Raw genomic sequence first — 19303 nt, forward strand, 5'->3', positions numbered from 1 at the left:
GGGCCCCTTCTTAACGCGCCTCCGGTAGAGGAGGGGCCCCTTCTTAACACCTCGGGCACAGACGACGACGGCCCGGCGTCCCTGGCGGGAACGCCGGGCCGTCACCATCGCGGGCGACGCCGGGACGGGCTCGGTCAGCCGACGGCGGCCAGGTCGGTCAGCCGGGCCAGCGAGTCCTCCAGGTCGGCGCCGACCCGGCGCAGGCCGAGCCGGAGCAGGGCCGCCTTGACGGGTCCGGCGGGCCACCGCACGACGATCAGGCGTACGACGGTGCCGCCGCCCTCCTCGTCCGGGGTCAGCTGGACGTAGATCTCGGTGCGCGCCTCGGCCCGGGCGCCGGCACCCTTCGCGCGTTCGCGCCAGCCGATCAGGGTCGGCTCCTGGAAGGCGATCACCTCGGCCTCGTGCGCGGCGCCGCGTCCGGCCTGGACGAGTTGCCGCCGCCCGAATCCCTCCCCGGACAGGACCTCGGCCGCGCGGACTCCCGCCAGCCAGGCCGGCAGCTGCTCGGCGCGCTGCACGACGTCCCAGACCACATCCACCGGCGCCGCCACGTGCGCGCTTCGTTCCACGAGGATCATGAGTATCTTTCCCCCACTTAAATCACATCCGCGATATTTGGCACTCTATGTGTAAATCGGACTTAAGCGGACGGGTTCGGAAAAGACACGCCGAACTCCCTTGCGCCACCCAGTCATCTCGGCCTATGGCGCGTCGGTCCGCGGAGCCCTAGAGTCGCGAGCACGCTTCACGTTCTGGAGGGTGACTTGACGACCGCGCAGATGCCCGAGTTCCCCGCCGGCTTCCGCTGGGGGGTCTCCACCTCCGCGTACCAGATCGAGGGCGCGACCTCGGTCGACGGACGCGGTCCGTCCATCTGGGACACGTTCGCCCACGACCCGGGCCGAATCGCCGACGGCAGCACCGGCGACCAGGCGTGCGACCACTACCACAGGTACGCCGAGGACACCGCGCTGCTGGCCGGGCTGGGGGTCTCCGCGTACCGCTTCTCGATCGCCTGGCCCCGGATCCAGCCGGCGGGCACCGGCCCGGCGAACGCCGCCGGGCTGGACTTCTACGACCGGCTGGTGGACGGACTGCTCGCCGCCGGTGTGGACCCGGTCGCCACGCTGTTCCACTGGGACCTGCCGCAGGCACTGGAGGACGCCGGCGGCTGGCTCAACCGGGACACCGCAGCCCGCTTCGCCGAGTACGCCGACCTCACCGCGGCCCGCCTCGGCGACCGGGTGAAGCTCTGGATCACGCTCAACGAGCCGTTCATCCACATGAGCCTCGGCCACGGCATGGGCGAACACGCGCCCGGCCGGACGCTGCTGTTCGACGCCTTCCCGGTGGCCCACCACCAGCTCCTCGGACACGGCCTCGCGGTCGCCGCGCTGCGCGCCCGCAGCACGTCCCCGGTGGCGATCGCCAACAACTACTCCCCGGTCCGCCTGGCCGGCGACACCGACGCGGACCGGGCCGCCGCCGCGGCGTACGACGCGCTGCACAACCGGCTGTTCACCGATCCGCTGCTCGGACTCGGCTACCCGGACGCGCTCGGCCCCGACCCGGGCGTGGTGCGCGACGGCGACCTGGACGTCATCGCCGCCCCGATCGACGTGCTCGGCGTCAACTACTACAACCCGACCGGCATCCGGGCGCCGGAGGCGGACTCGCCGCTGCCGTTCGAGATCGTGCCGCTGGAGGGCTACCCGCGTACCGCGTTCGACTGGCCGGTGGCCCCGGACGGCCTGCGCGAGCTGCTGCTCCTGCTGCACGAGCGGTACGGCGACGCACTGCCGCCGATCCAGGTCACCGAGAGCGGCTGCGCGTACGACGACGCGCCGGACGCCGAGGGCCGGGTGCACGACCCGGAGCGGATCGCGTACCTGGACGGGCACATCCGCGCGGTGCGCGAGGCGATGGCCGGGGGCGTGCCGGTGACCGGGTACTTCGTCTGGTCCCTGCTGGACAACTGGGAGTGGGCCGAGGGCTTCACCAAGCGGTTCGGTCTGGTGCACGTCGACTTCGACACGCAGCGGCGGACGCCGAAGTCGTCGTACACCTGGTTCCGGGATCTGGTCCGGCGGTGACCACCGTCAACCCGACGCCGGCCTCGCTGCCGGCGGCGCTCGCGGAGCCGACCGTCCCGGTACGGCGGGGCTGGATCGCGCTGATCTTCGCGGCCAACCTGGGCGTCTGGATGGCGTTCTTCACCCCGATCCAGGTGCTGCTGCCGCAGCAGGTGGAACGGATCGCCCCGGCCGACAAGGAGGCCATGCTGGCGGTGGTCACCGGCATCGGCGCGCTCGCCGCGGTGCTGGCGAACCCGCTCGCCGGGGCGCTGTCCGACCGCACCTCGCTGCGGCTGGCCAACCGCCACTTCGGCCGCCGGCACGTCTGGACCGCGCTCGGCGCGGTGATCGGCGCGCTCGCCCTGGTGCTGCTGGCCCGGCAGAACACGATCGCCGGGGTGGCGGTGGCCTGGGTGGCAGCGCAGGTCTGCTTCAACGCGATGCTGGCGAGCCTCACCGCCGCGATCCCGGACCGGGTGCCGGTGGCGCAGCGCGGCGGCGTGTCCGGCTGGGTGGGCATCCCGCAGGCACTGGGCCTGGTCCTCGGCGCGGTGCTGGTCACCGCCGTGGTCACCGGCAACGCCGCCGGGTACGCGGCGATCGCGCTCGCCGTACTGCTGCTGTCGCTGCCGTTCGCGCTGCTGACCCAGGACGACCACCTGCCCAGGGAGCACCGCCCGCCGCTGCGGCTGCGGTCGCTGTTCGCCTCGATGTGGATCAGCCCGCGCCGCCATCCCGACTTCGCCTGGGCCTGGTTCACCCGGTTCCTGGTGCAGACCGGAAACGCGCTGGGCACGCTCTACCTGCTCTACTTCCTCACCGACGGGGTACGGGTGGCCGACCCCGAGGGTTCGCTGCTGGTGCTGATCCTGCTCTACACGCTGGGCATGATGCTCACCGCGGTGGTCGCCGGGCGCATGTCCGACCGCTCCGGCCGGCGCAAGGTCTTCGTGATCGCCTCCGGGCTGATCATGGCGGTGGCGGCGACGCTGCTGGCGGCGGCGCCCACCTGGCCGATGGCGATCGTCGCGGCGCTGCTGCTCGGCGCCGGGTACGGCGTCTACCTGTCGGTGGACGCCGCGCTGATCACGCAGGTGCTGCCCGCCGCGACCGACCGGGCCAAGGACCTCGGCGTGATCAACATCGCCAACTCGGCGCCGCAGGTGCTCGGTCCGGCGCTGTCCGCGCCGATCGTCGTGCACCTCGGCGGCTACCCGACGCTGTACGCGGTCACCGCGGCGATCACCGTGCTGGGCAGCGCCCTGGTCGTGAAGATCAAGTCGGTACCCTGACCCGGCCCCCTGCCGGAAACCCGTCGCGGCCCGCCGTAGGCTGGGGGGCGTGACGGTACGTGTACGCTTCGCCCCCTCCCCGACCGGTATGTTCCACGTCGGCGGCGCCCGTTCGGCGCTGCAGAACTGGATCTTCGCCAAGCAGCAGGGCGGGGTGTTCGTGCTGCGCATCGAGGACACCGACGCGGCCCGCAACAAGCCCGAGTGGACCGAGGGCATCCTCTCCGCGCTCGACTGGATCGGCATCGCCCGGGGCAGCTACGAGGGCCCGTACTTCCAGTCCTCGTACGCGGGCGAGCACCGGGCCGCCGCGCAGCGGCTGTACGAGGGCGGCCGGGCCTACTACTGCGACTGCACCCGCGAGGACGTGCAGGCGCGTACCGGCCCGCAGCAGCGCGGCTACGACGGCTTCTGCCGCGACCGCGGCCTGGAGCCGGGCGAGGGCCGGGCACTGCGCTTCCGTACGCCCGACGAGGGCGAGACGGTGGTCGTCGACCTGGTCCGCGGCGAGCCCACGTTCGAGAACAAGCTGATCGAGGACTTCGTCATCGCCCGCGGCGACGGCTCCCCGGTGTTCCTGCTGGCGAACGTGGTCGACGACATGTCGATGGGCATCACCCACGTGATCCGGGCCGAGGAGCACCTGCCGAACACCCCGAAGCAGCAGCTCCTGTGGGACGCGCTCGGCGTCAAGCCGCCGATCTGGGCGCACGTGCCGGTGGTGGTGAACGAGAAGCGGCAGAAGCTGTCCAAGCGGCGGGACAAGGTCGCGCTGGAGGCGTACCGGGACGAGGGCTACCTCGCCGACGCGATGCGCAACTACCTGATGCTGCTGGGCTGGGCGCCCTCGGGCGACCGGGAGATCGTGCCCTGGTCGGTGATCGAGGAGGAGTTCCGGCTGGACGAGGTCAACCCGTCCCCGGCGTTCTTCGACGAGAAGAAGCTGCGCGCGTTCAACGGCGACTACATCCGGGCGCTGCCGGTGGAGGAGTTCGTCGCCGCCTGCCGGCCGTGGCTCACCGGCACCGAAACCATCGCCCCGCCGCCGTGGCAGCCGGACGAGTTCGACCCGGCCGCGTTCGCGGCGGTGGCCCCGCTGGCGCAGACCCGGATCGCGGTGCTCAGCGAGATCGTGCCGAACGTCGACTTCCTGTTCCTGGCCGACCCGCTGATCGACGAGGCCGCGTGGGCGAAGGCGATGAAGGAGGGCGCGGCCGACCTGCTGGACGCGGCGATCGTCGCGTTCGAGGCGCTGGAGTCCTGGGACGCCGAGTCGCTCAAGGCCACGCTGGAGGCGGTCGGCGCGGAGCGCGGGCTGAAGCTCGGCAAGGCGCAGGCGCCGGTACGGGTCGCGGTCACCGGCCGCACCGTCGGGCTGCCGCTGTTCGAGTCGCTGGAGGTGCTCGGCCGCGACCGCACGCTGACCCGGCTGCGCGCCGCCCGCGTACGCCTGGTCTGAGCCGCGGGCACGGCGCCCGTTCCCGACGGTCGGGCGTGTCGTGGCCGGAAAGCGGTACGTCGATTGAGCGGTATGCCTCTGAGTCATGATTATGACTCAGAGGCATATGCGTTTTCGGCGATCATTGCGCGGGCAGTGTCACGCAGAGTGGTCAAAGCGCGCTGGCCACGATCACCGGCGGTTGGCCCGGCGGCGCAGCAGCAGCCCGCCGCCCAGCGCCGCGAGCACCACCACCGCGCCGGCCACCCACAGCCAGCCCGTACCGCCGTCGTCGTCCGCTCCGGCGGCGGCCGGGGTCGGGCTCGCCGGGGACGGCACGGCGCTGGTGGGCGCGGCGGTCGGCGCGGCGCTGGTGGGCGACTCGCTCGCCGACGGCGACTCGGCCGGGGTGCCGGTGGTCAGGGTGAACCGGACCTCCCCCTTGATCGGGTGCCCGTCGTCGGAGGCCAGCCGGTAGGTCACGATGTAGAGGCCGGCCGCGCCCGGCCGGAACGGCACGATCACGCGCTTGCCGGAGAAGGTCGGCGCGCCGCCGGTAGCGGCCACGTTGTCCGGGCCGGTGACGGTGACCTCGGTGGTCGCCTCCTTCGGCGTGGCGAGGAACCGCAGCTCGATCCGCTCCGGCGCGGCGGCCAGCCGGGCCCCGTCGCGCGGATCGCTGCCGGTCAGCGAGTTGTGCGCGGCGGCCGGCGCGGCCGGCAGCAGCGCGAACGCCGCCACCACCCCGAGCACGACCATCCAGGTACGTGTCACACGGGCGACCCTGCCCCCCATGGTTCCCTCCGTCCGGGTAGGATCCGGCCGATGATCATCGACCGCTCATCGGTCGGTCTCAGCTCGCAGATAGTTCCAAATACTCTTCCACCAGCTGCAACCGAGCGCCGTTCTGCGGAGTCTTTGTGGTGGACACCGGTCCAGTGTGACCTGCAGCGGAAGCCAGCCATCGAACGGGGCGAGGAGGCGGCGATGGTCCGAAGGGTGAGACGGTTGCTCGTCACCGTGACCGGGAGTGTGGCGGCCCTGGCGTGCACGCTGGCCCTGGCCGGCACGGCAGCGGTTCAGGCCGCGCCGAAGCCCAAGCCGGCCCCGACCGGCGTCGACATCACCGGCGAGCGGCTCGACGCGCCGTTGCAGCTGCGCGCCGACGTCAGCCCGAACGAGGTCAACCTGGTGGTCGACCAGGTCAAGTGGCTCGGCACGACCGGTCAGCTGCGCGGCCCGGCCGCCAAGGATCTCGGTCCGAAGTACACGGTGGTGGTGCTCGCCGCCGCCGGCCCGCAGCGCACCTACGACCTGTTCCCGCTGGCCAAGGGCGGCCCTCGGATCTACCGGCCGGGCAAGCAGCCGGACCTGAGCAGCACCCGCGCCGGCTGGTTCTTCGGCCGGCTCAACATGCCCGAGACGCTGCGCTCGGTGGGCGTACCGATGCCGGCGCAGTTCGACACGCTCGCCGGCGGCATCGGCGGCGGCGAGCGGGTGCTTCCGGAGGAGGCGCTCGACCCGGTGCAGAACATCGACACCGCGCTCGGCGAACTCCAGCGGCTGCTGCTGCTCAACGTGGGCATCGTGCTCGTCATCACCGCCGGGCTGGCCGGCATCGCGCTGCTGGTCCGCCGCCGCACGCGCTGAGCCCGGCCCGGCGGTCAGGTCCGTCAGCCCGGCAGGCGGCGCGTCAGCACCAGCGGCGCGGCGGGCGCTCCCGGCGGGTGGTGCGGTTGCGCGGGCGTACCGCGCCGTGCCGATGGGCGCCCGCCCAGCCCGCGAGATCGCTGCGGCAGTTCCGGTCGGACGGTTCGTCGTCGGCCGGGTGCGCCGGCTCCGCCGCCCGCTGCCGGGGCACGCCCGGCTCGTCCTCGGCGCGCTCCGGCACCCGGCCGGCCGGCTGCTCGCCCTGATGGTTCAGGCACGGCCGGCGCGGGTGCGTGGCAGTCACCGGCTGGTCGTGGCCCCGCCGGCAGGCCTCACCCTGGGCGCAACCGTGCTCGGCCTCCCCCTGCGCCATCCCGGCCCCCCTCACACGTCGCCCTCGCCCGCCCGGCCGGAGTCTGGCCCGGCGTGCCCTGACACCGTACTGGCCCGGCCGGACGAGATCGTCAGCGCGTACCGGTGGAGATCGTCACGCCACCGCGGGCCCGCCGCCTCGAAGTGGATCCGCTGGTCACGCCGTGTCAGGCTGGTGCGGTGAGCGAACCGGGCGGAACGGAGACGTCGGCGACGCTGCGGCGCATCGAACGGGCCGCGGGCGGCCTGGCGACCGCCAGCGTGGCCCGGATGGACGAGACGCTGCCGTGGTTCCGCGAACTGCCCGCCGACCAGCGCTCCTGGGTCATGCTCGTCGCCCAGGCCGGCGTGCGCTCCCTGGTGCAGTGGCTGCGTCAGGGCGGCGGCGCCACCGACCGCACCCAGGAGGTGTCGGACGAGGTCTTCGCCGCCGCGCCGCAGGCACTGGCCCGCTCGATCAGCCTCCAGCAGACCGTGGCGCTGATCAAGGTGACCATCGACGTGGTCGAGGAGCAGGTGTCGGACCTGGCCGTACCGGGCGAGGAGCAGTCGCTGCGGGAGGCGGTGCTGCGCTTCTCCCGGGAGATCGCGTTCGCCGCCGCGCGGGTGTACGCCCGGGCCGCCGAGAGCCGCGGCTCCTGGGACGCCCGGTTGCAGGCGCTGCTTGTCGACGCGCTGCTGCGCGGCGACTCCCCGGACGTGCTGGCCAGCCGCGCCGCCGCGCTGGGCTGGACCGACGCGCCGCCGGTGGCGGTGGCGGTGGGCCGCTCCCCCGGCGGCGAGGTGGCGGCCGTGCTGCACACCGTCTACCGGCAGGCCCGCCGGATCGGCGTCGAGGTGATCGGCGGCGTGCACGGCGACCGCCTGGTCATCGTGCTGGGCGGGGCCGCCGACCCGGTGGCGGCCACGGAGAAGCTACGTACCGCCTTCGGCGAGGGGCCGGTGGTGGTCGGCCCGGCGGTGCCCAGCCTGGACGAGGCCACCGAGTCGGCGCGGGCCGCGCTGGCCGGGTTCCGGGCCGCGCCGGCCTGGCCGACCGCGCCGTGCCCGGTCGCCGCCGACGAACTGCTCCCGGAACGCGCGCTGGCCGGGGACACCGAGGCCCGCCGCCGGCTGCGCCACGACGTGTACGCGGCACTGGCCCGCTCCGGCGGTGAGCTGCTGGAGACGCTCGACGCGTTCTTCGCCGCCGGCGGCACGCTGGAGAGCGCCGCCCGGGCGCTGTTCGTGCACCCGAACACCGTGCGCTACCGGCTGAAGCGGATCGCCGAGGTGACCGGTTTCTCCCCACTGGCTCCGCGCGACGCGTTCGCGCTGCAGGTCGCGCTCACAGTGGGACGCCTCGACCCGGTGGTGCCGGCGGTCTCCGACAGGCGATGACCTCCGACGATCTTTGTAGGTTTCCTCTAAAGGTTCTAGTGTGGTTTGGTGCCGTACGTTACAGCGCGGCACGCCGGGATCCGTCAGAGTCGTACACGTGCTCGCCGTACTCTCTCCCGGCCAGGGTTCGCAGAAGCCCGGCTTCCTCGCGCCGTGGCTCGACCTCCCCGGCACCGAGGCGCGTCTGCGCTGGTGGTCGGCGCTCGCCGGGGTGGATCTGATCCACCTGGGCACCCGGGCGGACGCGGACGAGATCAAGGACACCGCCCGTACCCAGCCGCTGCTGGTCGCCGCCGCGCTGCTCGCCGCCGAGCACCTGCCGATGCACGACGTCGGCCTGGTCACCGGGCACAGCGTCGGTGAGCTGGGCGCCGCCGCGCTGGCCGGGGTGCTGCCGGCCGAGGCCGCCGTGACGCTCGCCGGCGTACGCGGACGGGAGATGGCCGCCGCCTGCGCGCTGGAGCCGACCGGGATGGCCGCCGTGCTCGGCGGCGACCCGGACGAGGTGCTCGCCGCGCTCCGGTCACACGGGCTGCACCCGGCCAACCGCAACGGCGCCGGTCAGATCGTCGCCGCCGGCGCGGTCGACGCGCTGGACAAGCTGGCCGCCGAGCCGCCGGCCCGCACCCGGGTCATCCGGCTCCAGGTAGCGGGCGCGTTCCACACGCCGTACATGGCGCCGGCCGAGACCGCGCTCGCCGCGGTCGCCGCCGGTGTCCCGGCCTCCGCCCCGGCCCGGATCCTGCTGTCCAACCTCGACGGCGCGCCGGTCGGGCACGGCCCCGAGACGGTACGCCGGCTGGTCCGGCAGGTGACCGCCCCGGTCCGCTGGGACCTGTGCATGCGTACGCTGGCCGACCTCGGCGTCACCGGCGTGATCGAGCTGCCGCCCGCCGGCACGCTGGCCGGACTGGTCAAGCGGGAGCTCAAGGGCGAGGGCGCACCCGAGATCGTCACCCTGAACACCCCGGCCGACCTGCCCGCCGCGCGCCGCCTGATCGCCCGGCACGCCGGCCCCGCCGCGGGCCCGACCGCGCCGTCGTTCCGGGTGGTCGTCTCCCCCGCCGCCGGCCGCCTCGACCTGTCGGCCGGACCGGCCGAGGGCGCCGAGGTACGCGCCGGTGAGGTCCTCGGCCACGTCACCACCGGCCGGGGCCCGGTCGAGGTGACCGCACACGACAACGGGCCGCTCGTCGAGTGGCTCGCACACCACGACGACCCGGTCGCACCGGGCCAGCCCCTCGTCCGTATCGGAGGAACGCACTAAATGGCCGGCAGCCGGATCGTCGCGATGGGGCACTACCAGCCCTCCCGCGTCGTCACGAACGACGAGATCGCCCAGATGGTCGACACCAACGACGAGTGGATCCGGGACCGGGTCGGCATCGTCACCCGGCGGATCGCGGGCGACGAGACGGTGGCCGACATGGCAACCGCCGCCGCCGGCAAGGCACTCGCCAACGCCGGGCTGACCGCCGCCGACATCGACCTGGTCGTGGTGGCGACCTGCACGTCCGTGGACCGCAGCCCCAACGTGGCCTGCCGGGTCGCGGCCAAGCTGGGCATCGACGCGCCCGGGGCGTACGACCTCAACACCGCCTGCTCCGGTTTCGCGTACGCGCTGGGCACGGTCGATCACGCGATCCGGGCCGGTGCGGCGCGCAACGCGATCGTCATCGGCGCGGAGAAGCTCTCCGAGTTCACCGACTGGACCGACCGCTCGACCTGCATCATCTTCGGTGACGGCGCCGGGGCGGCGGTGGTCAGCGCGACTGCCGACGACGAGCCGGCCGGGATCGGGCCGGTGGTCTGGGGTTCCGCGCCGGAGAAGAGCGACGCGGTCCGGATCGAGGGCTGGCAGCCGTACATCACCCAGGAGGGTCAGTCGGTGTTCCGCTGGGCCACCACTGCGCTGGCCCCGCTCGCGCTGCAGGCGTGCGAGCGCGCCGGGGTGGACCCGTCGGAGCTGGCCGCGTTCGTGCCGCACCAGGCCAACGCCCGGATCATCGACGGCATCGCCAAGCGGCTGAACATCCCGGACGCGATCATCGCCAAGGACATCGTCGAGTCCGGCAACACGTCGGCGGCGAGCATCCCGCTGGCCCTGTCGAAGCTGGTGGAGCGCCGCGAGGTGCCCTCTGGCGCCCCGGTGCTGCTGTTCGGCTTCGGCGGCGGCCTGACCTACGCCGGTCAGGTCGTGCGCTGCCCCTGAGACCCCCTCGGGCGCGAACGCGCCGAGGTGCGTGACCGGCGACGCCGGTCACCGGAACCCCCGATGAGAGGAACCAACCGCAATGACCCGTGACGAGATCACCGCCGGCCTCGCCGAGATCCTCGAAGAGGTTGCCGGGGTGAACCCGGACGACGTGGCCGAGGGGAAGTCCTTCACCGACGACCTCGACGTCGACTCGCTCTCCATGGTCGAGGTCGTGGTGGCGGCCGAGGAAAAGTTCGGCGTCAAGATCCCGGACAACGAGGTGCAGAACCTCAAGACCGTCGGGGACGCGGTCAGCTACATCGAGGCGCAGTCCTGATCATGAGTCGTCCCGACGTCGTCGTCACCGGGCTCGGCGCGACGACCCCGCTCGGCGGGGACGTCGCGTCGACCTGGGACGCCATGCTCGCCGGCCGCTCCGGGGTGAGTGCGCTCACCCAGGAGTGGGCCGCGCAACTGCCCGTCCGGATCGCCGCCGAACTGGCGGTCGACCCGTCCGAGGTGCTGGACCGGGTGAAGCTGCGCCGGCTCGACCGCTCGGAGGCGATCGCCATCATCGCCGCCAAGCAGGCGTGGGTCGACGCCGGTCTGGACGAGGCCGCGCCGGACCCGGAGCGCCTGGCGGTCAGCGTGGGCTCGGGCATCGGCGGCGCCACCACCCTGCTCGCCCAGGACGACATCCTGGAGGCGTCCGGACCGCGGCGGGTCTCCCCGCACACCATCCCGATGCTGATGCCGAACGGCCCGGCCGCCTGGGTCGGTCTGGAGCTGGGCGCCAAGGCCGGCGTCCACACCGTGGCCAGCGCCTGCGCGACCGGCGCGGAGGCGATCGCGTTGGGCCTGGACATCATCCGCGCCGGCCGGGCCGACGTGGTGGTGGCCGGCGGCACCGAGGCGGTCATCCACCCGCTGCCGATCGCCGGCTTCAGCTCGATGCGGGCCATGTCGACCCGCAACGACGAGCCGGAGCGGGCCTCCCGGCCGTGGGACTCCGGTCGCGACGGCTTCGTCCTCGGTGAGGGCGCGGGCGTGGTGATCCTGGAGCGCGCCGACCACGCCGCCGCCCGGGGCGCCCGGGTGTACGCGCGCCTGGCCGGCGCGGGGATCACCTCGGACGCGTACGACATCGTGCAGCCGCACGCCGAGGGTGAGGGCGCCATCCGCGCCATCGCCCGGGCGGTCGCCGACGCGGACGTGGCCCGTACCGACATCGTGCACGTCAACGCGCACGCCACCTCCACCCCGGTCGGGGACATGCTGGAGATCGGCGCGCTGCGTCAGGCGGTCGGCGACCACCCGGTGCTCACCGCCACGAAGTCGATGACCGGGCACCTGCTCGGCGCGGCCGGCGCGCTGGAGTCGATCGCCACCATCCTGGCCATCCGGGACGGCGTGATCCCGCCGACGATCAACCTGGACGACCCGGACGAGGGCCTGACCCTGGACGTCGCCGCGCACAAGGCGCGTCACATGGAGATCCCGGCGGCGCTGAACAACGCGTTCGGCTTCGGCGGGCACAACGTGGCGCTGGTCTTCACCCGCCCCTGATCGGATGTAAGGGAGGGCCCCTTCTTAACAGTGACTGTTAAGAAGGGGCCCTTCCTCTACCGCAGGCGTTAAAAGGGGGCCCTTCCTTACACCTCAGCTGCGGTTGCGGGGGTGCTGCCGGGCGGTGCGCTCGTTACCGCGCCGGTAGTTGCCGGTCCACCGGGCCATGACCAGCTGCGGGTCGTCGCCGACCTCGGCCAGGAACTGCGCCGCCCGGCCACCGCGCAACGTGCCGGCGACCCGGCCGTGATGCGTGATGATGACCGTGCCGTCGCCGCGTTCGACGTACCGGAATCCCTGTGCCGCCTCTCCCATGGGCGCCACCCTGCCAGCCGGCCGCCCCGGGCCGCACCCGAGTTACGGCGGTGGTCAGGTACGGCAGGTGGTGGCGGGCAGGCCGGAGACCGGCACCGGGGAGCGGCCGGCCGGGCGGGCCTTGCCGGCGAGCACCGCGGCCAGCCCGGTCATCGAGGCCCGGGTGGACGAGTAGGTCGCCATCAGCGTCGGGGACTTCGCCCCGGACAGCACGTACGGCGTGTCCATCGCCACCGTCACGGCGGCGCCGGCGCTCAGGTCCTTCGCGCCGTCGCCGTACCCGACCAGGTGCACCACGGTGCCGCCGGAGGGCACGACCTTGACCCCGGCCGCGGTGAGCGCCTCGGTCAGCAGCTTGCGGGTGCGCTCCCGGCCGCCGGAGGAGGTCACGCTCACCGGGCCCGTCACCGCGCCGCCGCACTTGCCGCGCAGCACCGTCACCGCGGCGGTGGCCAGGTCGTCGGCGGCCTTGCGGTGGGCGGCGCCGTCGAGCGTGGACAGCGCGGGGGTGTCCCGCCCGGCCAGCCGGAACTTCATGGTCAGCACCCGGGTGACCGCCTCGACCAGGCGGGCGCGGGGCAGCGAGCCGTCCTTGAGCGCGGCGCGCAGCCCGTCGTACGCCTGGGTGACGTTCGGGGTCATCAGGATGAGGTCGTTGCCGGCGTTGAGCGCGCGTACGGCGGCCTCGCCCGGCGACCACTTCTTCGCCGGGGCCATGTTCATCCCGTCGGTGATCACCACGCCCTGGAAGCCGAGCTGGCCGCGCAGCACGTCGGTGAGCAGCTTGCGGGAGAACGTCGCGGGGGTGCCCGGGTCGACCGCCTTGACGTCCAGGTGGGCCGACATCACCGCCATGGCCCCGGCGCCGATGCCGGACCGGAACGGCGGGAACGCGAGGCGGTCCAGCTCGGCACGGGACTGCTTGATCACCGGTAGTTCGGTGTGCGAGTCCTCGGCGCTCAGGCCGTGCCCGGGGAAGTGCTTGACGGCGGCGCCGACGCCCTCGGCCTGCAGGCCGCGTACCGCGCCCGCCACCTGCGGGGACGCGGTCGCCGGATCGGCGCCGAAGGAGCGGGAGCCGATCACCGCGCTGCGGGTCGCCAGCACGTCGGCGACCGGCGCGAAGTCGAGGTTGATGCCCATCGCGGCCAGCTCGGCCCCGGCGGCCCGCCAGGCGGCCTCGGTGAGTGCCGGGTTCCCGGCGGCGCCGGCGGCGAGCGGACTGGGCAGCAGCGTCACCCCGTCGGTGATCCGGGTGACCACGCCGTACTCCTGGTCGGTGCCGATCAGGAACGGCGCGGCGCCGGCGGGCAGCTTGCCGGCGGCGGCGCGCAGCCCGTCGGTGAGCGCCCGGACCTGCTTGGGGTTGTCCACGTTCGTGGTGGCCTGGTTGCCCGAGGTGGGGTCGTCGGCGCTGAAGCCGACCAGGATCACGCCGCCGAGGCGGTACTTCGCCACCATCTCGGCGGGGGTGTCGACGCCGGCGAGCGCCCGGTTCCCGGCCGCCGAGCCGGCCGACACCTGGGTGGCGGAGCTGCCGTAGGCGTACGGCATCAGCACCTGCCCGACCAGGTCCTCGTCGCTGAGCGTGCCGACGAGCGCGGCCGCGCGGGCGGCCGGATCGGCGGCCGGCGGGTCACTCGGCGCGGGCGCTGCGGACGACGGCGCCGGGCTCGTCGGGGCGGGCCGGGGACGATCCGGCCCGTCCGAGCATCCGGAGACGAGCAGCGCGGTCAGTGCGGCGAGCGCGACGGCGGAGCGCCGCGGGGAAATCGACACGCGGCCCACCGTATCGGGGCAACTCGGCCGCCGTCACCCGACCCGGGTGAGCAGCGTCACCGGCGCGCCGTCGCCGGCGTACCGGTAGGGCTCCAGCTCGGCGTCCCAGGCGGTGCCGAGTGCCTTGTCCAGGGCGTGGGCCAGCGCCTCCGGGCCGCGCGCGGCGGCCATCAGGCTGCGGAGGCGGTCCTCGCCGAGCTGGATGTCGCCGGCCGCGCCGACAGCGGCCCGGAACAGGCCCCGGCCCGGTACGTACATGAAGCGCTCGCCGTCGACGCCGGGACTGGGTTCCTCGGTGACCTCGAAACGGATCATGGGCCACTGCCGGAGGGCAGCGGCCAGCTCCGCGCCGGTCCCCGGGCTGCCGGTCCAGCCGCACTCGGCGCGACGGGCGGCCGGATCGACGGGCTGCGCCGTCCAGTGCAGGTTGACCGGCGCGGCGAGGACGCGCGCGATCGCCCACTCGACGTGCGAGCACACGGCGAGCGGGGTCGAGTGGACGTATACGACGCCACGCGTTGGCACGGTGACCTCCCGGTGAGCCGAGGTGCGTCTTCCCCTACGACCTCGTCCTACCGAGTGGTACCTGGCACACATGATGACCCGTGTGACTGGTGGTGCGCCAGCGAATCGGAAAATTCGCCGGGCCCCGGAGCGGGAAATACCCGGGTGGCCGACCCGGTTATGCCCTCTGACGCCGCGACGACCAGCCAGGTGTCGTGGTCGTGTACAGTTCTCTGGGCGGTTCTCTGTGCCGCCGTACATCTTCGCGGGCCGGCGCCCACCCGGGCGTCACTCGCACAGCCCCCGGACGGCCTTCCGTCCCCACCGTACGTCTGCAAGGAGTACCTCCGTGGCGAGCAACACCTCTAAGACCGCGCGCGCGTCCGTCCGGGCCGGCCAGGCTGGCCAGGGTGGCGCCCTCAGCGTGCTGGGCGAGTTCAAGTACCTGATCCCGCTCAACGGCGGCAAGCACGCCTACGTGCGCAACCTGACCAACGGCAAGACCGCGCACCTGCGCACCGACTCCGACGCGTTCGTCGAGGAGATCCGGGTGCTGGCCGCAGCCGGCCACGCCGCCAAGATCCGCGCCGAGATCAACGGCCTGGCCGCGTCCTACCCGGACCACGGCTGGGACGCCACCGAGAAGCGCCTGGTCGAGGCCGGCGTCTTCGAGGGCTGAGCGCCCTCACCCGCACCACCGCGACCGCCCGCCGGGATCACCCCGGCGGGCGGTTTCGCGTCCGCTCCCGCGGCAGCAGCGTGACCTCGCCCGTGGCCAGGTCGTAGAGCGCGCCCTCCACCGCCAGCTCACCGGCGTCCACCGGGCCGGCCAGCCGGTCGTCGCGGCGCAACGCGGCCACCGTGCGCCGGACGTGGCGGCGGATCGCCAGCGGATGCGCGTCCGGGTCGTCCACGCCGACGTCGGTCACCGCCGGGGCGATCCGGTCCACCACGTACGCCAGGTCGCCGGCGGGCCGCCGCCCGGTGCGCAGCGCCTCGACGGTCGAGCCGACCGCGCCGCAGCGCTCGTGCCCCAGCACCATCACCAGGCGTACGCCGAGCTGCTCCACCACGTACTCGATCGAGCCCCGGACGGCCCGGTCCAGCACGTGCCCGCCGGTACGGATCACGCAGATCGAACCGAACGTCTGGTCGAAGATCGCCTCCAACGGCACCCGAGAGTCGATACAGCCCAGCACCACCGCGTACGGCTGCTGGTCGCCGGAGGCCACCGCCGCGGCGGCGGTGACGTCGTGCCCGTGCACCGGCCGGCCGCTGACGAAGCGGCGGTTGCCGGCGAGCAGCTCGGCCAGCGCGGCGCGCGGACTGGTGGACGGCATGCCTCCCAGCCTGGTCACCGATCCGACGCCGTGGGGCCGGACGGGAATCTTCTCTCCGGGCCGGTTGCCGTGGTCTCATGGCGGGTAACGCCGGTGTCACCGCCGGGTCATCCGGTGGACACACATCGGCGGGCCCGGGAGGTGGACGATGCCGGACCTGGAACTGCGGCTCCCCGACGACGTACGCCTGCACGTCAGCGTCACCGGGCCGGTCGACGCCGAGGTCACCGCCGTCCTGCTGCACGGCTGGACGCTGGACGGGCGCAGCTGGCACCGTCAGGTCGCCGAGCTGCGGGAACGCTTCGGCGGCCGGGTCCGCCTGGTCACCTACGACGCGCGCGGCCACGGCCGGTCGAGCTGCCTGGCGCTGCGCGACGCCACCCTCGCCCAGCTCGGTGACGACCTGGCGGCGGTGGTCGACGAGATCGTCCCGTCCGGTCCGATCGTCCTGGTCGGGCACTCGATGGGCGGGATGACGGTGATGGAGTACGCCCACCGCCACCCCGGCCGGTTCGCCGCGCGTACCGCCGGTCTGGTCTTCGTCTCCACCACCGCCGAGGGGCACACGCACACCGCGTACGGCCTGTCCCCGCGGATCACCCGGCTGATCCGGCTGGCCGAGACGACGGGCGCCGGGGTGCTGGCGCGCTGCGGCGGCTGGCGGCCCCCGCACGCGCTGCTGCGCGCCCTGCGCCCGAGCATCCGCTGGATGCTGTTCGGCGACCGCTGCGACCCGGCGGACATCCGGCTGGTCACCTCCGCGGTGGCCCTGGCCACGCTGCGCTCGATCGGCGGTTTCCGCGCCTCGATCGGCGCCCAGCACCGGCTGGAGACGCTCGCCGCGCTCGGCGGGCTGCCGGCCGCCGCGCTGGTCGGGGACCGGGACCGGCTCACCCCGCCGCCCTGCGCCGAGTCGATCGCGGCGGCGCTGCCCACCACGGAGCTGACGGTCTGCCCCGGTGCCGGGCACATGCTGATGATGGAGCGCCCCGACGAGGTGAACGCGGCCCTCGCCGGCGTGCTGGACCGGGTGCTGGCCGGGCGCCCGGCGACCCGCCTCTGAGCGTCTCCGGCTCGCGAGCGGCACTGACGTACGCCACGTGCGCGGCATGCCCCGGCGTGCCGGTTGCCGGCGGCCCGTACCCTCATTCAGCCCGTCGTGCCCTCCGAACACAGGAGCATCCGCGTTGACCGACCAGACCACGCTGGACCGGGAGATCGCCGCCGAGCAGCGCCACCTCGACCGGGTGTACGCCCGGCTGGCCGAACTGCGCCGGTCGGCGGCCGACGCCGAGCGGGAGGGCTACCGGCTGGCCCGGGTCGGCAACTTCGGCGCGCTGGTCGAGCGGGACGCGATGGTCTTCCACGCCGCCCAGCGCCGGCACGTGCTGGACGCCGAGCACGAGGGGCTGGTGTTCGGGCGGCTGGACCTGCGTACCGGGCAGGTGCTGCACGTCGGCCGTCTCGGTGTGCGGGGCGTGGACGCGGAGACGCTGGTGGTGGACTGGCGGGCACCCGCCGCCGCCGCGTTCTACCAGGCCACTCCCGCCGAGCCGCGCGGCGTGGTGCGCCGGCGCACGATCCAGTCGGCCTCGGAGAAGGTCACCCGGATCGAGGACGACCTGCTGGACCCGGAGGCCGCGCCGCCGGACATGGCGGTGGTCGGTGACGGGGCGCTGCTGGCCACGCTGTCCCGGGCCACCGGCCGGGGCATGCGCGACATCGTCGCCACCATCCAGCGGGAGCAGGACGAGGCGATCCGTTCCCCCGGCAACGGCGTCACGATCGTCTCCGGCGGCCCGGGCACCGGGAAGACGGCGGTGGCGCTGCACCGGGCCGCGTACCTGCTCTACTCCGACCGGGGCCGGTACGCCGGCGGCGGCATCCTGGTGGTCGGCCCGTCCGGCGTGTTCGTCGAGTACATCGCCTCGGTGCTGCCGTCGCTGGGCGAGGAGACCGCCACGCTGCACTCGCTGGGCTCGCTGTTCCCCGGCCTGTCCGCGTCCCGGACCGACCCGCCGGACGTGGCGGCGGTGAAGGGGTCGCTGCGGATGCGCCGGGTGCTGGAACGCGCGGTACGCGACGCGGTGCCGGACTCCCCCGCCGAGCTGCGCCTGCTCTACCGGGGCGAGCTGCTGCGCCTGGAACGTCCCGCGCTGGACGCGATCCGGGACCGGACGCTGGCCCGTGGCGCGCGCCGCAACGAGGTACGCCGGGCGGCGTTCGACGCGGTGCTCGCCGCGCTCTACGCGCAGGCCCGCACGCTGCGGGTGGGCCGGCTGCCGGAGCAGCCCGCGTTCGAGGACGAGATCATCGAGCGGCCGGAGTTCCGGGAGTTCCTCAAGGCGTGGTGGCCCCGGCTGCACCCGCGGCACGTGCTGGACTGGCTGGCCCGCCCGGACCGGCTGCGCCGCTACGCCGGGGGCATCCTGTCCTCGGCGGAGATCCGGCTGCTCGGAGACGCGTACCGGACGCTGGCGACCGAGGGCCTGACGGTGGCCGACATCGCGCTGCTGGACGAGCTGGACGCGCTGCTCGGCAAACCGGTGCAGCGGGCCCGCCCCAAGCGAGACCCGTATCAGCTCGCCGGTGGCGTGCGCGAGCTGAGCACGTACGCCGACAGGCAGCGCGCCGCCCGCGCGGCGGCGCGGGAGCGTCCGGACGACTACCGCGACTACGCCCACGTGGTGGTGGACGAGTCGCAGGACGTCTCGCCGATGCAGTGGCGGATGGTCGGCCGGCGCGGGCGGCTGGCGTCCTGGACGGTGGTCGGTGACCCGGCGCAGACCGCCTGGACCGGCGACCCGCAGGAGCTGGACCGGGCCCGTGACCAGGCGCTGGGCCGGCGCAAGCGGCACCGCTACGAGCTGACCACCAACTACCGCAACTCGGCGGAGATCTTCGCGGTGGCGGCGGCGGAGATCCGCCGCCTCTACCCGGACCTGCCGCTGCCCGACGCGGTGCGGTCCACCGGCGTGCCGCCGGTCGAGCGCACGGTGCCCGCCGCCGACCTGCCGGCGGCCACCGTCGAGGCGGCCGAGGCGCTGCTCGCGCAGGTGGAGGGCACCGTCGGCGTGATCACGCCGGTGCCGCGCCGGGACGAGGTGGCCGGCTGGCTGGGCGGGCGCGGCGCGGGCCGCCTCCAGGTGGTGACAAGCCTGCAGGCCAAGGGCATGGAGTACGACGGCGTGGTGCTGGTGGCGCCGAGCGAGATCCGGGCCGACCCCGGCTCGGGTGTCCGCACGCTCTACGTGGCATTGTCGCGGGCCACCCAGCGTCTCACCACGCTGGATCCCTCCTGACGGACACCCGGCAGTGACCCGGCCTTCACCCACAGTTCAGTTGCATACATAGCGATGTGAACATACATTGGGCCTGGCCGGTACGGGGCA

19 protein-coding genes are annotated in these 19303 nt (G+C 73.9%); 12 read left to right on the forward strand and 7 right to left on the reverse strand.

Going from position 1 to position 19303, the window contains the following annotated elements; genetic code table 11:
• Positions 1–134 precede the first annotated feature (134 nt).
• Positions 135–581, reverse strand: a complete 447-nt coding sequence (locus NMK34_RS22955; protein WP_013287829.1) for an SRPBCC family protein — start codon at positions 579–581, stop codon at positions 135–137.
• 201 nt (positions 582–782) lie between these two features.
• On the opposite strand from NMK34_RS22955, the gene NMK34_RS22960 reads away from it, so the two are divergent.
• Genes NMK34_RS22960 through gltX form a run of 3 tightly spaced genes read left to right on the forward strand, consistent with a single transcriptional unit; the run spans position 783 to position 4829 of the window.
• Positions 783–2096 (forward strand): GH1 family beta-glucosidase, encoded by a 1314-nt coding sequence (locus tag NMK34_RS22960; protein ID WP_318336406.1) that lies wholly within the window; start codon positions 783–785, stop codon positions 2094–2096.
• Positions 2093–3370 (forward strand): MFS transporter, encoded by a 1278-nt coding sequence (locus tag NMK34_RS22965; RefSeq protein WP_318335151.1) that lies wholly within the window; start codon positions 2093–2095, stop codon positions 3368–3370. Before NMK34_RS22960 ends, NMK34_RS22965 begins: the two co-directional genes overlap by 4 nt.
• Positions 3371–3419: 49 nt before the next feature.
• Complete coding sequence (gltX, locus tag NMK34_RS22970) at positions 3420–4829, forward strand: glutamate--tRNA ligase (protein WP_318335152.1); 1410 nt, start codon at positions 3420–3422, stop codon at positions 4827–4829.
• A gap of 171 nt (positions 4830–5000) precedes the next feature.
• Here the strand turns inward: gltX and NMK34_RS22975 are convergent, their stop codons facing one another.
• Complete coding sequence (locus NMK34_RS22975; RefSeq protein WP_318335153.1) at positions 5001–5582, reverse strand: copper resistance protein CopC; 582 nt, start codon at positions 5580–5582, stop codon at positions 5001–5003.
• 213 nt (positions 5583–5795) lie between these two features.
• Here NMK34_RS22975 and NMK34_RS22980 point away from each other — a divergent pair, with 213 nt between their 5' ends.
• Positions 5796–6458, forward strand: a complete 663-nt coding sequence (locus NMK34_RS22980) for a hypothetical protein (protein WP_318335154.1) — start codon at positions 5796–5798, stop codon at positions 6456–6458.
• A 43-nt stretch (positions 6459–6501) separates the two neighbouring features.
• On the opposite strand, the gene NMK34_RS22985 is transcribed toward NMK34_RS22980, so the two are convergent.
• Positions 6502–6831: a hypothetical protein gene (locus tag NMK34_RS22985; protein ID WP_318335155.1), complete on the reverse strand. Its 330-nt coding sequence runs from the start codon at positions 6829–6831 to the stop codon at positions 6502–6504.
• Positions 6832–6935: 104 nt separating this feature from the next.
• Here NMK34_RS22985 and NMK34_RS22990 point away from each other — a divergent pair, with 104 nt between their 5' ends.
• From NMK34_RS22990 to fabF, 5 genes are all read left to right on the forward strand, one after another.
• Entirely contained in the window at positions 6936–8210 is a 1275-nt protein-coding gene (locus NMK34_RS22990; RefSeq protein ID WP_318335156.1) for a PucR family transcriptional regulator, read from the forward strand.
• 97 nt (positions 8211–8307) lie between these two features.
• Positions 8308–9477, forward strand: coding sequence for an acyltransferase domain-containing protein (locus NMK34_RS22995; RefSeq protein WP_318335157.1), 1170 nt, complete (start codon positions 8308–8310; stop codon positions 9475–9477).
• Positions 9478–10422, forward strand: coding sequence for a beta-ketoacyl-ACP synthase III (locus tag NMK34_RS23000; protein WP_318335158.1), 945 nt, complete (start codon positions 9478–9480; stop codon positions 10420–10422).
• Between the two features lie 82 nt (positions 10423–10504).
• Complete coding sequence (locus tag NMK34_RS23005) at positions 10505–10744, forward strand: acyl carrier protein (protein WP_007072348.1); 240 nt, start codon at positions 10505–10507, stop codon at positions 10742–10744.
• 2 nt (positions 10745–10746) lie between these two features.
• Positions 10747–11973, forward strand: coding sequence for a beta-ketoacyl-ACP synthase II (fabF, locus tag NMK34_RS23010; protein WP_318335159.1), 1227 nt, complete (start codon positions 10747–10749; stop codon positions 11971–11973).
• 93 nt (positions 11974–12066) lie between these two features.
• On the opposite strand, the gene NMK34_RS23015 is transcribed toward fabF, so the two are convergent.
• The 3 genes from NMK34_RS23015 to NMK34_RS23025 are packed head-to-tail and all read right to left on the reverse strand — an operon-like array spanning position 12067 to position 14592.
• On the reverse strand, positions 12067–12288 hold the full coding sequence (locus NMK34_RS23015; RefSeq protein WP_318335160.1) for a hypothetical protein: 222 nt from the start codon (positions 12286–12288) through the stop codon (positions 12067–12069).
• Between the two features lie 54 nt (positions 12289–12342).
• Positions 12343–14067: a glycoside hydrolase family 3 protein gene (locus NMK34_RS23020; protein ID WP_318335161.1), complete on the reverse strand. Its 1725-nt coding sequence runs from the start codon at positions 14065–14067 to the stop codon at positions 12343–12345.
• A gap of 33 nt (positions 14068–14100) precedes the next feature.
• Positions 14101–14592 carry a DUF3145 domain-containing protein gene (locus tag NMK34_RS23025; RefSeq protein ID WP_318335162.1) on the reverse strand — a complete coding sequence of 164 codons (492 nt, stop codon included), beginning with the start codon at positions 14590–14592 and terminating at the stop codon, positions 14101–14103.
• A 328-nt stretch (positions 14593–14920) separates the two neighbouring features.
• Between NMK34_RS23025 and NMK34_RS23030 the strand changes: the two genes are divergently transcribed.
• The gene (locus tag NMK34_RS23030; protein WP_013287842.1) at positions 14921–15250 is read left to right on the forward strand and encodes a hypothetical protein; all 330 of its coding nucleotides are present in this window, start codon (positions 14921–14923) and stop codon (positions 15248–15250) included.
• A gap of 37 nt (positions 15251–15287) precedes the next feature.
• Here the strand turns inward: NMK34_RS23030 and NMK34_RS23035 are convergent, their stop codons facing one another.
• Complete coding sequence (locus tag NMK34_RS23035) at positions 15288–15911, reverse strand: carbonic anhydrase (protein WP_318335163.1); 624 nt, start codon at positions 15909–15911, stop codon at positions 15288–15290.
• A gap of 148 nt (positions 15912–16059) precedes the next feature.
• Here NMK34_RS23035 and NMK34_RS23040 point away from each other — a divergent pair, with 148 nt between their 5' ends.
• Both NMK34_RS23040 and NMK34_RS23045 read left to right on the forward strand, forming a co-directional pair.
• The gene (locus tag NMK34_RS23040; RefSeq protein ID WP_318335164.1) at positions 16060–16974 is read left to right on the forward strand and encodes an alpha/beta hydrolase; all 915 of its coding nucleotides are present in this window, start codon (positions 16060–16062) and stop codon (positions 16972–16974) included.
• Positions 16975–17098: 124 nt separating this feature from the next.
• A complete protein-coding gene (locus tag NMK34_RS23045) occupies positions 17099–19213 on the forward strand; it encodes a HelD family protein (protein ID WP_318335165.1) in 2115 nt (704 codons plus the stop codon).
• The last annotated feature ends 90 nt before the right edge of the window (positions 19214–19303 follow it).

This window comes from Micromonospora sp. BRA006-A, from assembly GCF_033433935.1.
Taxonomy (GTDB): domain Bacteria; phylum Actinomycetota; class Actinomycetes; order Mycobacteriales; family Micromonosporaceae; genus Micromonospora; species Micromonospora aurantiaca.